The sequence below is a fragment of the Stenotrophomonas sp. Ste96 genome (assembly GCF_024519495.1).
Taxonomy (GTDB): domain Bacteria; phylum Pseudomonadota; class Gammaproteobacteria; order Xanthomonadales; family Xanthomonadaceae; genus Stenotrophomonas; species Stenotrophomonas bentonitica_A.
In genome coordinates this window covers 459,012-471,181 of sequence record NZ_JALJRX010000001.1, presented here as the reverse complement: position 1 = coordinate 471,181, position 12,170 = coordinate 459,012, and the positions used below count along the sequence as shown (strand labels likewise).

The following is a 12,170-nucleotide window of genomic DNA, read 5'->3' as shown; positions in this document are numbered from 1 at the left end:
GGAGCGGACCCACGCCCATACGCAAGCGAGGACGAAACGAAGACGAAGAGGAAGACGCAGACGCAGACGCGGCCATTAATACCTGCGCGGCGGTTGGCAGCGTTGGGACCAGTGCAGTTTGATTTGTCTCTGTGGTTGGACTGTGACCGGGGCGCAGAAGAAGGAGCAGCAGAAGCAGGGGCAGCAGAAGCAGGGGCAGCAGAAGCAAGAGCCTGTAGTTGACTCTGCTCTTTCCGTGCAAGCCGATGCAGTGTGGATGGGTCGGTGGGGGTGGGTTTCCGGGACCGTGTGCGGCATGGATGCCGCACTACGAGCCTACATGGACGTACTTGCGGCGGGTCCCGGAAACCCACCTCCGCCGGCCCACTCGCAGGCACCTCAACCGCCGGCTCTAAAGCTCTCAGCCTCTCAAGCCCTCAAGTGCTGACGCCTTGAAGCGAGTGAACCATCACCCCTCAACAGCCACCTTCGCAGGCAACGGATCCACATGTCCGCACGCATCGCACGTGCGCAGCTCCAGCGAAGAGTGATAGCGATCGAACACCTTCGGCAGATCCGTCTCGATGTTCTCCAGCGCGAAAAACTCCTCGTACAGCTTGTGATTGCACTGCTCGCAGAACCACATCAACCCATCGCGCTCATGCGCCAACCGCTTGCGCTCCACCACCAGGCCGACACCGCCCGGCGGGCGGCGCGGCGAATGCGGCACGCCGCCCGGCAACAGGAAAATCTCGCCCGCGCGGATCGGAATGTCGCGTACCGCGCCATCCTCCTGCACCTTCAGCGTCATCTCGCCCTCGAGCTGATAGAACCACTCCGGGCCTTCGTCGTAATGGAAATCCGTGCGGCTGTTCGGGCCGCCGACCACCATCACGATGAAGTCGCCGTTCTCGATCATCTTGTTGCCGACCGGCGGCTTCAGCAGATGCCGGTGCTCTTCGATCCAGGCGAGCAGATTGATGGGGGAGGCAAGCATGGGCGCTGTCCGAAAGAGGAAGAATCAGTCGCGCCGACCGTGGCGCGGAACGTAGGACAGGGCCTTTTCGTATGCGGCCTGCAGCTCTTCCGGTGCGCCCACGTCGATGCCCATCTCGCGCACCCGGCCGTCCTTCAGGCTGTACACCCAGCCGTGCACCATCAGCTTCTGGCCACGCGCCCAGGCGTCCTGCACGATCGTCGAGCGGCAGGCGTTGACCACCTGCTCGATCACGTTCAACTCGCACAGGCGTGCATGCTTCAGTTCGGGCTCTTCGATCGCATCCATGATCGCTGCATGCTTCTGCGCCACATCGCCCACGTGCCGCAGCCAGTTGTCGGCCAGGCCCACGCGCGTGTTGTTCAAGCTGGCGTGCACGCCACCGCAGCCGTAATGGCCCACGATCAGGATGTGCTTTACCTTCAGCTGATCCACGGCGTACTGGATCACGCTCAGGCAGTTCAGGTCGGTGTGCACCACCACGTTGGCCACGTTGCGGTGCACGAACACTTCGCCCGGCGCCATGCCGATGATCTGGTTGGCGGGCACGCGCGAATCGGAACAGCCGATCCACAGGTACTCCGGGTGCTGCTGCTTGGCCAGTTGATGGAAGAACTCCGGATCCTCTTTCTCGATCCGGTCCGCCCATTCGCGGTTGTTCTGCAGCAGCTTGTGGATGTCTTTCATCGTGCGGGGTCCCTGACGTCGGGTGGGGGCAAGGCGCGGCCAGGGTGGCCGCGTCGTCGCAGGAGTGGGGAGGGTCAGTCGGCGGCGGGGCCGCCTTCGCGGCGCCAGCGCATCCACTGCGCCAGCTCGCGTGATGCCGGGGCGTCCAGTGTCGACAGCGCGTCGATCACGCTGGTCTGGTTGGCCTCGGGATGGTTCTGGCTGAGCTTGAGTTTGATCTGCACCTGCGCCGGGCGGAAACGGAAGCCGACGATGCCGCCAAGCATGCGCTGTTGGCGCGGTTCGATCGGCAGCAGGTCCCAATCGCCGCCCACCGTGCCTTCGTAATGCGTGCTCAGTGCGTCCAGCATCGCTACCAGTGCGTCCGGGTCGGTGACCGGTTCCAGCACGCCGCGCAGTTCGGCCGCGGCGTAGTTCCAGGTGGGGACGCGCGCCTGCGCATCTTTGTCCGGATACCAGCCCGGCGACACATACGCATGCGGGCCTTGCACCAGCATCAACGCGGGGCCGGCATGGCCCGCCTGCGGGTTGGGCTTGGCCCAGTGGCCTTCGATCAGGATGCCGCCAGCATCACGCGTGTACACCACCGGCAGGCGCGTGGCCTGCGGGTAACCGTCGGCGCCGTTGGTCACCAGGGTGACGAACGCATCGCGCGCCAGCAGCCGGTCCAGCCAGATCAGGTCGGTCTCGACGAAGGCGGACGGGATGAACATCGTCGGTTACGCGCGGGCGCCCAGGCTCTGGATCATGCGGCCGTGCAGGGCATCGTCGCTGTCGGCCTGCGGGGGCTGCACTTCATGCAGCGAGAAGCCGCGCACCAGCGCGTCCTCTTCATCCAGGCCGTCGTAGGCGACGAACTCGGCGTCGAACAGCTGCGAGCGTGCCGTGTCTTCGCTGTCGTAGCTCAGCGTGTTGCCGTCGCTGTCCAGCACCTCGGCGGTACCGGCCGGGCGCACGCGCAGGCGCGCCCAGATCAGGGTGTTGCCCAGGCTGGCCAGGAACCACTCGTCGTGGTGGGAAGTAGCGTCGTTCATGTCAGTACCATCGAAAGCAGCCAGAGCAGGGCAGCCATGCCCAGTCCGGCAAGAAGGGTGAGCAGCGAGAGCCAGGCCGGCGTGGCCAGGCCGGTCAGCGAGCGGTCGCTGCTCTGCCGATAGTCGCGGCCGAGCAGCCAGCGCAGCGCGTCCGGGCGCAGGAAGGCACCCGCGCCGAAGCGATTGGCCAGCGCCGGGTGGCGGTCGCGGATGTGGACCAGGGTCAGCGGCCAGAAGATCACGAAGGCACTGAACCCGGCGATCGCCACGCCGACGAAACACAGCGCGAAGAACAGGGTCATGGTTCAGTGCCTCCGTAGGTCGATCAGAATTCGGCGCTGCCCGGTGCGCGCGGGTAGGGGATCGCGTCGCGGATGTTGCTCAGGCCGCAGACGTATACCACCAGGCGCTCGAAGCCGAGGCCGAAGCCGGCGTGCGGCACCGAACCGTAGCGGCGGAAGTCGCGGTACCAGCCGTAGTGCGCCGGGTCCAGGCCGAACTGCGCCATGCGTGCATCGAGCACATCCAGGCGCTCTTCGCGCTGGCTGCCGCCGATGATCTCGCCGATGCCCGGGGCCAGCACATCCATGGCCGCGACGGTCTTGCCGTCGTCGTTCAGGCGCATGTAGAACGCCTTGATGTGCTCGGGATAGTTGGTCACCACCACCGGGCGGCCGATATGTTCTTCGGTCAGCCAGCGCTCGTGCTCGGTCTGCAGGTCCAGGCCCCATTCGACCGGGAAGTCGAACTTCTTGCCCGAGTTCTGCAGCAGCTTCACCGCTTCGGTGTAGTCGATCTGCTCGAACGGGGCGTTGATGAAGCCTTCCAGCTTGGTGATCGTGTTCTTGTCCACGCGCTCGGCCAGGAAGGCCAGGTCGTCGCCACGCTCATCGAGCACCGCGCGGAACAGGTACTTCAGGAACTGCTCGGCCAGGCGCGCATCTTCGGCCAGATCGGCGAAGGCGATTTCCGGCTCGATCATCCAGAACTCCGCCAGATGGCGGGTGGTGTTGGAGTTCTCGGCGCGGAAGGTCGGGCCGAAGGTGTAGACCTTGCTCAGCGCCAGGCAGTACGCCTCGACGTTCAGCTGGCCGGACACGGTCAGGAAGGTTTCCTTGCCGAAGAAATCGCGGCTGAAATCCACCTCGCCCTTTTCGTTGCGCGGCAGGTTGGCCATGTCCAGCGTCGAGACCCGGAACATCTGGCCGGCGCCCTCGGCATCGGACGTGGTCACGATCGGGGTGCTGATCCAGTTGAAGCCGTTCTGGTGGAAGAACCGGTGCACGGCCTGGGCCAGGCAGTTGCGGATGCGGGTGACCGCACCGAACAGGTTCGTGCGCGGCCGCAGGTGCGCCACTTCGCGCAGGAACTCCGGGCTCATCGGCTTGGGCTGGATCGGGTAGGTCAGCGGGTCTTCGACCAGGCCGACGATCTCGATGTCGCTGGCCTGGATCTCGAAGGATTGGCCCTTGCCCTGGGATTTGACCAGGGTGCCGCGGGCGATCACCGAGCAGCCCGGCGTCAGGCTCTTGATGTCGTCGAAATTGGCCAGGGTGTCATTGGCCACCACCTGGATGGGGGCGAAGCAGGAGCCATCGGTGACATTGACGAAGGCAAGCGCCGCAGAGCCGCGCACCGTGCGGACCCATCCGCGTACTGTTGCCTCGCCGCCTTCCGGGATCTTCCCGGCAAGCGCATGTTCAACGCTGACCACCGTCATGACTTGAATCCTCTGTTGATCGACTCGATCTCTGAACACGGAGTTTAACGGGTGCGGTGTTCGGCTTGCGAGGCATTTCTTGCGGTCCGGGGCGCCTATAATGATCACGATCCGCTGGAGTTGCCTGTCATGGCCGTAAGCCTTACCCCTGTTGCCTTTGCCCGTGTGCAGAAGTTCGTCGAGCAGACGCCCGGCGCGCTGGGCCTGCGTTTCGGCGTGACCCGCACCGGTTGTTCCGGCTGGGGCCACATCACCGATCTGGCCCGCGATGAGCGCGAGGGCGACACCGTCTTCGAGCAGGATGGGGTCCGCATCTATGTGGATGCCACCAGCCTCGAGCTGGTCGACGGCACCGAAATCGACTTCGGCAAGCACGGGCTGAGTGAGACCTTCACGTTCAGGAACCCGAACGCCACCGCTGAATGCGGCTGCGGCGAGAGCTTCACGACCGAGGCCGACAAGGCCTGATCGCCCGCGCGCCGGGCCTGTTCAGCCCGCCCGGCTTGCCTGCCATCCCTTCTGCTGCCACAATGCGCGGCTTCCTGCCTGATTCCGGGCAGGACCCTTGCCCCACCGCGTTCACCTGCGGGGGGCTGTCCGGCCCTCAAAGGGCCACATCCGAAAGGTAAAAACACATGAGTCGTCATTACGAAGTCGTGTTCCTGGTCCATCCGGACCAGAGCGAACAGGTCCCGGCCATGATCGAGCGCTACAAGGCGCTGGTCGAGAACGGCAACGGCACCATCCACCGTCTGGAAGATTGGGGCCGTCGTCAGCTGGCTTACCCGATCCAGAACCTGGTGAAGGCCCACTACGTCATGCTCAACATCGAGTGCGACCAGGCTGTGCTGAGCGAGCTGGTGGAAAGCTTCCGCTTCAACGACGCCGTGCTGCGCAACCTCGTCATCAAGCGTGACGAAGCTGACACCGAGCAGTCGCTGATCATGAAGAGCAAGGACGAGAAGGGTGACAAGCCCGAGCGTGGCGAGCGTCGTCGTCGTGATGACGAAGAAGGTGAAACCACCCCCGCCGCCGCTGACACCGATGCCGGCGAAGACGCCGCTTCGGCCGCTTAAGGAGCACTGACATGTCCAAGTTCTTCCGTCGTCGTAAGTTCTGCAAGTTCACGGCCGAAGGTGTGAAGGAGATCGATTACAAGGATCTCAACACCCTGCGCCAGTACCTCACCGAGAACGGCAAGATCGTGCCGAGCCGCGTGACCGGTACCAAGTCGAAGTACCAGCGCCAGCTGGCAACGGCCGTCAAGCGCGCCCGTTTCCTGGCCCTGATTCCGTACACCGACAACCACGACGTCTGATGAAGGCGGGCGGCCTGCGGGTCGCCGCTTTCGCAGATCCCGCCGCCCGCGCTGTGAAGCGTCGGGCGGTGTGAAGGATCTGCCGTTCGGATATTCGGACAGCCATCGCTGCGGGGCCTGGGCCTCGCTAACGAATACACATTTGGAGCTACACCATGAAGCTGATTCTTCTTCAGAAGGTCACCAACCTCGGCGGTCTGGGCGATCTGGTCGACGTGAAGCCGGGCTACGGCCGCAACTTCCTCGTCCCGACCGGCAAGGCCGTTCCGGCCACCGCGACCAACGTGGCCGAGTTCGAAGCCAAGCGCGCTGATTACGAAGCCAAGGCCCAGTCGATCCACGCTGATGCCGAAGCTCGCAAGGCGCAGCTGGAAGGCAAGAGCGTGACCATCGCTGCCAACGCTTCGACGGAAGGCAAGCTGTACGGTTCGGTCGGCCCGCGCGATATCGCCGAAGCCTTCACCGCTGCCGGTCTGCCGCTGGAAAAGAGCGAAGTGATCCTGGGCGAAGGCGCCTTCCGCAACGTGGGCGAGTACGAGGTGACTGTTCACCTGCACGCCGACGTGGAAACCACCGTCAAGGTGGTTGTGGAAGCCGAAAAGGCCTGATTCCTGCCGAAAGGCGGGCGTCACTGAAACGGGTACCCGCGAGGGTGCCCGTTTTTTGTTTGTGGCAACGGCAACGGCTTGGCGCCGTGACGATACAGACGGGAGGGTGCCTGGCCCCACGCTGGAAATGCGGGCTGGAGCCGCCCCCGCAGCGCGCTGAACACCGGCCCCGTTATACTCAGGCTATCGCGTCGCCCCCGGGGTCATTGAAGTCCTGCAATATCAATGGCTTGAGGGGTAAATCCGCTCCGTAATCCATCATGGTGGGGGTCGCTTCAGGCCTTCGCCCGGAAAACCATCACGCCATGCGTCTGTCCACGATCAAGCTGTCCGGATTCAAATCCTTCGTCGATCCGACCACGCTGCACCTGCCGACCAACATGACCGGCGTGGTGGGCCCCAATGGCTGTGGCAAATCGAACATCATCGACGCCGTGCGCTGGGTCATGGGCGAAAGCTCCGCCAGCCGCCTGCGTGGCGACTCGCTGACCGACGTCATCTTCTCCGGCTCCTCGGCCCGCAAGCCCGTCTCGCAGGCCGCCGTCGAGCTGATCTTCGACAACACCGACCACACCATCACCGGCGAGTACGCCTCGTTCAACGAGATCTCGGTCAAGCGCACCGTCAGCCGTGATGGCAGCAGCAACTACTACCTCAACGGCACCAAGTGCCGCCGCCGTGACATCACCGACCTGTTCCTCGGCACCGGCCTGGGGCCGCGCAGCTACTCGATCATCGAGCAGGGCATGATCAGCAAGATCATCGAGGCGCGGCCTGAAGATCTGCGGGTCTACCTGGAAGAAGCTGCCGGCATCTCCAAGTACAAGGAGCGCCGCAAGGAAACCGAGACCCGCATCCGGCATACCCGCGAGAACCTTGACCGCCTCAACGACCTGCGCGAGGAGATCGGCAAACAGCTCGAGCACCTCAAGCGCCAGGCGCGCCAGGCCGAGCAGTACCAGGCGCTGCAGGAAGAGCGCAAGGTCAAGGACGCCGAGTGGAAGGCGCTGGAATACCGTGGGCTGGATGGCCGCTTGGGCGGCCTGCGCGAAGCACTCTCGCGCGAGGAGACCCGCCTGCAGCAGCTGATCGCCGAGCAGCGCGATGCCGAAGCCCGCATCGAAACCAGCCGCCTGCGCCGCGAAGAGGCCTCCGATGCGCTCAACACCGCGCAGGCCGAGGTCTACCAGGTCGGCAGCACGCTGGCCCGCCTGGAGCAGCAGATCCAGCATCAGCGCGAGATGTCGCAGCGACTGAACAAGGCGCGCGATGAAGCGCAGCAGGCACTGGCCGATCTGGGCCAGCACATCAGTGGCGATGAGGCCAAGCTGATGGTGCTGCGCGAGGCGGTGGACGATGCCGAGCCGCGCCTGGAGCAGTTGCAGGAAGAGAATGAGATAAAGCAGGAAGCCCTGCGTGATGCCGAGGCCCGGCTGGCCGATTGGCAGCAGCGCTGGGAGAGCCATACCCGCAGCACCTCCGAAGCCTCACGCGCAGGCGAAGTCGAGCGCACCCGCGTGGATTATCTGGACCGCCAGGTGCTGGAAGCCGATCGCCGCCGCGAGTCGCTGCAGGCCGAGCGCGCCGGGCTGGATCTGGACGCCCTGGCCGAGGTGTTCGAAGAACTGCACCTCCAGCACGAGACCCAGAAGGCCTCGCTGGACACGCTCAACGAGCAGGTGGAAGAACGCAAGCAGGCCGTGGCCGGGCTGCAGGACCGCCAGCGCGCCGGGCAGACCGAGCTGGCCGAGATCCGCAAGCAGGCCCAGGCCGCCCGCGGCCGGTTGTCGTCACTGGAGACCCTGCAGCAGGCCGCACTGGGCCAGGAGCAGGGCGCCGCGGTGGCCTGGCTGAAGGCACGCGGGCTGGATTCGGGCGCGCGTGTCGGCGAACGCCTGACCGTGGAGAGCGGCTGGGAAAACGCCGTGGAAACCGCGCTCGGCCAGCTGATCGAGGGCGTGCTGGTCGATTCCCCGGCATCGCTGGTGGACGCGCTGGGCGAACTCGGCGAAGGCCGTATCGCGCTGGTCTCGGCTGAGCAGGACGCGCTGGATGTCGCGCCAACCTCGCTGGCCGCAAAAGTGCAGGGCCCCACTGCGATCCGTCGGCTGCTGGCACGCCTGCATGCCGCCGAGGATCTCGCGTCCGCCCGTGCGCTGCAGGCGACACTGGGCGAGGGCGACTCGGTCATCACCCGCGGTGGCGAGCGGCTGGGCGAGGGCTGGGTGCGCGTGTCGCGCTCCGGCGCGGCCAAGCAGGGCGCGCTGCTGCGCGAACGCGAGATTGTTACCCTGCGCGAGCAGATTGAAACACTGCAGGACCGCGAAGCGGCCCTGGAAGAGCAGCTGGCCGGCTTCCGTGACCAGTTGCTGGCCGGTGAGCAGCAACGCGAAGACGCGCAGCGCCAGCTGTACCTGGCCCATCGCAGCGTTTCCGAGCTCGGTGGCCAGCTGCAGAGCCAGCAGGGCAAGGTGGAGGCCGCACGCACCCGCATCGACCGCATCGAAGGCGAGCTGGTGCAATTGCTGGAGACGCTGGATGCCGGTCGCGAGCAGGTGCGCGAAGCACGTTCGCGGCTGGACGATGCGGTCACCAGCATGGGCGACCTGGAATCGGTCCGCGCCGCGCTGGAAGGCGAGCGTCGCCAGCTTACCGATGCCCGCGACCAGGCCCGCGACCAGGCCCGCAACGTGCGCGAGGCGGCGCATTCGCTCGCCTTGACGCTGGAATCGCAACGCGCGCAGATCGCCTCGCTGAGCCAGGCGCTGGAGCGCATGAGTACCCAGCGTGGGCAGCTGGATACGCGATTGGGTGAACTGCATTCGCAGCTGGACGAAGGTGATTCGCCGGTCAAGGCGCTCGAAGCCGAACACCAGAACGCCTTGGGCGAGCGTGTGCGTGCCGACCGCGTGCTGGGCGAAGCCCGTACGTTGCTCGATGGCATCGATGCCGAACTGCGCACGTTCGAGCAGACCCGCCACCAGCGCGACGAACAGGCGCTGGCGCAGCGCGAGCGCATTTCCCAGCGCAAGCTCGACCAGCAGGCGCTGGTGCTCAGTGCCGACCAGCTGTCGGCCTCGGTGGAGAAGGCCGGCTTCGTGCTGCAGGACGTGATCAACAGCCTGCCTGAGGATGCGCGGGTCACCGACTGGGAGCAGGCCGTGCACCAGATCGATGGCCGCATGCGCCGGCTGGAGCCGGTCAACCTGGCCGCCATCCAGGAATACGGCGAGGCGTCGCAGCGTTCGGAGTACCTGGATGCGCAGAACACCGACCTCACCACCGCGCTGGAAACCCTGGAGGACGCGATCCGCAAGATCGACCGCGAGACCCGCGGCCGCTTCAAGGACACCTTCGACCGCGTCAACGCCGGTGTGCAGCAGCTGTATCCGCGCCTGTTCGGTGGTGGCCACGCCTACCTCGAGCTGACAGGTGAAGACCTGCTCGACACCGGTGTTGCGATCATGGCGCGGCCGCCGGGCAAGCGGGTGTCGAGCATCTCGCTGCTGTCCGGTGGCGAGAAGGCGATGACCGCGGTGGCGCTGGTGTTTGCGATCTTCCAGCTCAACCCGGCCCCGTTCTGCCTGCTGGACGAGGTGGACGCGCCGTTGGACGAAGCCAACGTCGGTCGCCTGGCCAACATGGTCAAGGAAATGAGCGAGAAGGTTCAGTTCCTGTTTGTGAGCCACAACAAGGCCACGATGGAAGCTGCCCACCAGCTCTCCGGCGTGACCATGCGCGAGCCGGGCGTCAGCCGACTGGTCAGTGTCGACCTGGAGGAAGCCGCACGATTGGCGGGCGCGGCCTGACGTGCCATCCTTAAGTACCTGAATGATTTAGCCGGAGACCCCCCCCGAATGTCCGACATGGCACTGCTCCGCATCGGCATCCTGGCCGCCGGCCTGCTGTTGATCGCTGCGATCTTCCTGTTTGGCCGTCCGAAAAAGAAAGTGCAGGGCCGTCGCGTCGAAGGTGCCGAGAGCACCAGCGGCCAGCGCCGTGAGCCCGTGCTGGGCGAGGGCGAGAGCGCGGCCGAGGGCGCTGCCCCCGTTGTCGGCGAAGACGGCGTCACCCAGCCCGAGCTGGGCCTGCCGGACGTGGACGCCGCGCCGGCCAGTGACCTGGGCAAGCGTGCGACGCAGGATTTCGACAAGATCGTCTCGCTGTTCGTCGCCGCGCGCGCGGGCGAGCAGCTGCGTGGCGAGGACATCGTCGTTGCTGCGGAAAAGACCGGCCTGGTGTTCGGCCACATGAATGTCTTCCACCGCCTGGTCGAAGGCCACCCCGAGCGCGGCCCGATCTTCTCGATGGCCAGCATCATGAAGCCGGGCAGTTTCGACATGGCCAACATCCGCGAGATGGAAACCCCGGCGATCGCCTTCTTCCTGACCCTGCCGGCGCCGCTGACCGCGCTGGACGCCTGGGAAAAGATGCTGCCGACCGTGCAGCGCATGGGCGAGCTGCTCGATGGCGTCGTGCTCGATGACAGCCGCAATGCCCTGGGTCGCCAGCGCATCGCGCACATCCGTGATGAGCTGCGCGCCTACGACCGCCAGCACCAGGCCCCGCCGCTGACCAAGGCCCCGCGCTGGTGATTACCTGGGCTGGCTGACCACCGCGTCGAAGGCCGCACGGAACCGCGCCATCTCGGCCGCGGTGCCTACCGTCACGCGCACCCGCTGCGGCCAGATCGGCCAGCTGCGCCCGATGACCACGCCCTGTTCGGCCATCGCCGCAGAGAACGCCGCGCCGTCGCGCTGCACATCGACCACGAAACAGTTTGCTTCCGACGGCACGCAGCTAAAGCCGCGCTTCCCGAGCCAGCCGATGGTCTCCTGCCGTACCAGGGCATTCTCCGCCTTGCGCTGCGCGATCAATCCCGGATCACGCAGGCTCGCCAGTCCCGCCGCCATCGCGGTGACCGGCAGCGGGTTGTCGCCCAGGCTGGCCAGTTCCTTCAGGCGGTCCGGATGCGCGGCCGCCACCCCCAGGCGCAGGCCGGCCATGCCGTAGAGCTTGGAGAAGGTGCGCAGCACGATCACATCGTCGCGCTGCATCACCTGGCCGATCACCGAGCGCTGCTCGCTGTACTGCAGGTAGGCCTCGTCCACCAGCACGCGGGTCTGGGCCGGCTTGTTGGCCAGCAGCCAGGCAACGTCGGCCGCCGGGGTGATCGAACCGGTGGGATTGTTGGGGTTGCACAGATACAGCAGGCCGGCATTGACCGTCGCGGCAGCCGTCGCCATCGCACGCACGTCGTGTGCCCCGTCGGCGCGCAGCGGCACCTTGGCCACCGTGGCCCCACGCGCCGCGGCAAGATCGCCCAGCGCCTCGAAGGTGGGATCGGCGACCACCAGCCCCGCACCAGGCGAGGTCCACAGCACGGCCGCCCGGTTCAGTGGCTCGCTGGAGCCCGGATACAGCCGCACGTGATCCTTGCCGATGCCTTCCTGCTGGGCGAACAGATCGCGCAGCTCGCCGGCCAGAGCAAACAGATACCGCCCGCTGCTGGCGATGATGTCGCGCGCCGCGGTCTGCGCGGCGGGTGATGGCCCGTACGGGCATTCATTGAAGTTCAGCAGCGCCGGTCCTGTGCGGGCGGGGAGCGCACGCGACGGCGCGGCCGATGCAGGCAGCACGCCCAGGCCGGACAACGCCAGGCCGGCACCGGCCAACTGCAGGAACGAGCGACGGGAAGTGGTGGGGGCAGGCGTCACGGGGCACCGGAAACAAGGGGTTCGGCGCACGCTAGCGCCACGGCGGATCGGCGGCAAGCGTTCTTCACTGCGCGCAGGAGCGGGGGGAGGGGTAAAATTGAACGCCCCAC

The 12,170-nt window shown here is 66.1% G+C and carries 13 protein-coding genes; 6 read left to right on the top strand and 7 right to left on the bottom strand.

Translation table 11 applies throughout. From position 1 onward, the window contains the following. Nucleotides 1-448: 448 nt before the first annotated feature. The 6 genes from OC373_RS02225 to asnS form a co-directional block, all read right to left on the bottom strand. Entirely contained in the window at nucleotides 449-976 is a 528-nt protein-coding gene (locus OC373_RS02225) for a 3-hydroxyanthranilate 3,4-dioxygenase (RefSeq protein WP_070425463.1), read from the bottom strand. 24 nt (nucleotides 977-1,000) lie between these two features. Continuing rightward, complete coding sequence (gene can / locus OC373_RS02220) at nucleotides 1,001-1,663, bottom strand: carbonate dehydratase (RefSeq protein ID WP_019184354.1); 663 nt, start codon at nucleotides 1,661-1,663, stop codon at nucleotides 1,001-1,003. Between the two features lie 74 nt (nucleotides 1,664-1,737). Then, the gene (locus tag OC373_RS02215; protein WP_261996962.1) at nucleotides 1,738-2,376 is read right to left on the bottom strand and encodes an FMN-binding negative transcriptional regulator; all 639 of its coding nucleotides are present in this window, start codon (nucleotides 2,374-2,376) and stop codon (nucleotides 1,738-1,740) included. Between the two features lie 6 nt (nucleotides 2,377-2,382). Continuing rightward, nucleotides 2,383-2,697 (bottom strand): hypothetical protein, encoded by a 315-nt coding sequence (locus tag OC373_RS02210; RefSeq protein WP_070425461.1) that lies wholly within the window; start codon nucleotides 2,695-2,697, stop codon nucleotides 2,383-2,385. Next, nucleotides 2,694-2,999 (bottom strand): hypothetical protein, encoded by a 306-nt coding sequence (locus OC373_RS02205; protein ID WP_019184351.1) that lies wholly within the window; start codon nucleotides 2,997-2,999, stop codon nucleotides 2,694-2,696. Before OC373_RS02205 ends, OC373_RS02210 begins: the two co-directional genes overlap by 4 nt. 23 nt (nucleotides 3,000-3,022) lie before the next feature. After that, nucleotides 3,023-4,417 carry an asparagine--tRNA ligase gene (asnS, locus tag OC373_RS02200; protein ID WP_070425460.1) on the bottom strand — a complete coding sequence of 465 codons (1,395 nt, stop codon included), beginning with the start codon at nucleotides 4,415-4,417 and terminating at the stop codon, nucleotides 3,023-3,025. Between the two features lie 129 nt (nucleotides 4,418-4,546). Between asnS and OC373_RS02195 the strand changes: the two genes are divergently transcribed. The 6 genes from OC373_RS02195 (at nucleotide 4,547) to zipA (ending at nucleotide 10,938) form a co-directional block, all read left to right on the top strand. Then, nucleotides 4,547-4,885: an iron-sulfur cluster assembly accessory protein gene (locus OC373_RS02195; RefSeq protein WP_019184349.1), complete on the top strand. Its 339-nt coding sequence runs from the start codon at nucleotides 4,547-4,549 to the stop codon at nucleotides 4,883-4,885. A gap of 167 nt (nucleotides 4,886-5,052) precedes the next feature. Further along, the gene (gene rpsF / locus OC373_RS02190) at nucleotides 5,053-5,493 is read left to right on the top strand and encodes a 30S ribosomal protein S6 (protein WP_019184348.1); all 441 of its coding nucleotides are present in this window, start codon (nucleotides 5,053-5,055) and stop codon (nucleotides 5,491-5,493) included. A gap of 11 nt (nucleotides 5,494-5,504) precedes the next feature. Next, complete coding sequence (rpsR, locus tag OC373_RS02185) at nucleotides 5,505-5,735, top strand: 30S ribosomal protein S18 (protein ID WP_002804494.1); 231 nt, start codon at nucleotides 5,505-5,507, stop codon at nucleotides 5,733-5,735. 155 nt (nucleotides 5,736-5,890) lie between these two features. Next, the gene (gene rplI, locus OC373_RS02180; RefSeq protein WP_019184347.1) at nucleotides 5,891-6,343 is read left to right on the top strand and encodes a 50S ribosomal protein L9; all 453 of its coding nucleotides are present in this window, start codon (nucleotides 5,891-5,893) and stop codon (nucleotides 6,341-6,343) included. 305 nt (nucleotides 6,344-6,648) lie between these two features. Continuing rightward, nucleotides 6,649-10,152 carry a chromosome segregation protein SMC gene (smc, locus tag OC373_RS02175; RefSeq protein WP_070425459.1) on the top strand — a complete coding sequence of 1,168 codons (3,504 nt, stop codon included), beginning with the start codon at nucleotides 6,649-6,651 and terminating at the stop codon, nucleotides 10,150-10,152. A gap of 48 nt (nucleotides 10,153-10,200) precedes the next feature. Further along, entirely contained in the window at nucleotides 10,201-10,938 is a 738-nt protein-coding gene (gene zipA / locus OC373_RS02170; protein WP_261996961.1) for a cell division protein ZipA, read from the top strand. On the opposite strand, the gene OC373_RS02165 is transcribed toward zipA, so the two are convergent. Next, nucleotides 10,939-12,060, bottom strand: a complete 1,122-nt coding sequence (locus tag OC373_RS02165) for a pyridoxal phosphate-dependent aminotransferase (RefSeq protein ID WP_261996960.1) — start codon at nucleotides 12,058-12,060, stop codon at nucleotides 10,939-10,941. It abuts the gene before it with no gap. Nucleotides 12,061-12,170 lie beyond the last annotated feature (110 nt).

What these genes read in the sequence shown, in the direction of transcription:
- OC373_RS02225 (WP_070425463.1), bottom strand. Translation starts at nt 976, where the DNA reads ATGCTTGCCTCCCCCATCAATCTGCTCGCCTGGATCGAAGAGCACCGG.
- can (WP_019184354.1), bottom strand. Translation starts at nt 1,663, where the DNA reads ATGAAAGACATCCACAAGCTGCTGCAGAACAACCGCGAATGGGCGGAC.
- OC373_RS02215 (WP_261996962.1), bottom strand. Translation starts at nt 2,376, where the DNA reads ATGTTCATCCCGTCCGCCTTCGTCGAGACCGACCTGATCTGGCTGGAC.
- OC373_RS02210 (WP_070425461.1), bottom strand. Translation starts at nt 2,697, where the DNA reads ATGAACGACGCTACTTCCCACCACGACGAGTGGTTCCTGGCCAGCCTG.
- OC373_RS02205 (WP_019184351.1), bottom strand. Translation starts at nt 2,999, where the DNA reads ATGACCCTGTTCTTCGCGCTGTGTTTCGTCGGCGTGGCGATCGCCGGG.
- asnS (WP_070425460.1), bottom strand. Translation starts at nt 4,417, where the DNA reads ATGACGGTGGTCAGCGTTGAACATGCGCTTGCCGGGAAGATCCCGGAA.
- OC373_RS02195 (WP_019184349.1), top strand. Translation starts at nt 4,547, where the DNA reads ATGGCCGTAAGCCTTACCCCTGTTGCCTTTGCCCGTGTGCAGAAGTTC.
- rpsF (WP_019184348.1), top strand. Translation starts at nt 5,053, where the DNA reads ATGAGTCGTCATTACGAAGTCGTGTTCCTGGTCCATCCGGACCAGAGC.
- rpsR (WP_002804494.1), top strand. Translation starts at nt 5,505, where the DNA reads ATGTCCAAGTTCTTCCGTCGTCGTAAGTTCTGCAAGTTCACGGCCGAA.
- rplI (WP_019184347.1), top strand. Translation starts at nt 5,891, where the DNA reads ATGAAGCTGATTCTTCTTCAGAAGGTCACCAACCTCGGCGGTCTGGGC.
- smc (WP_070425459.1), top strand. Translation starts at nt 6,649, where the DNA reads ATGCGTCTGTCCACGATCAAGCTGTCCGGATTCAAATCCTTCGTCGAT.
- zipA (WP_261996961.1), top strand. Translation starts at nt 10,201, where the DNA reads ATGTCCGACATGGCACTGCTCCGCATCGGCATCCTGGCCGCCGGCCTG.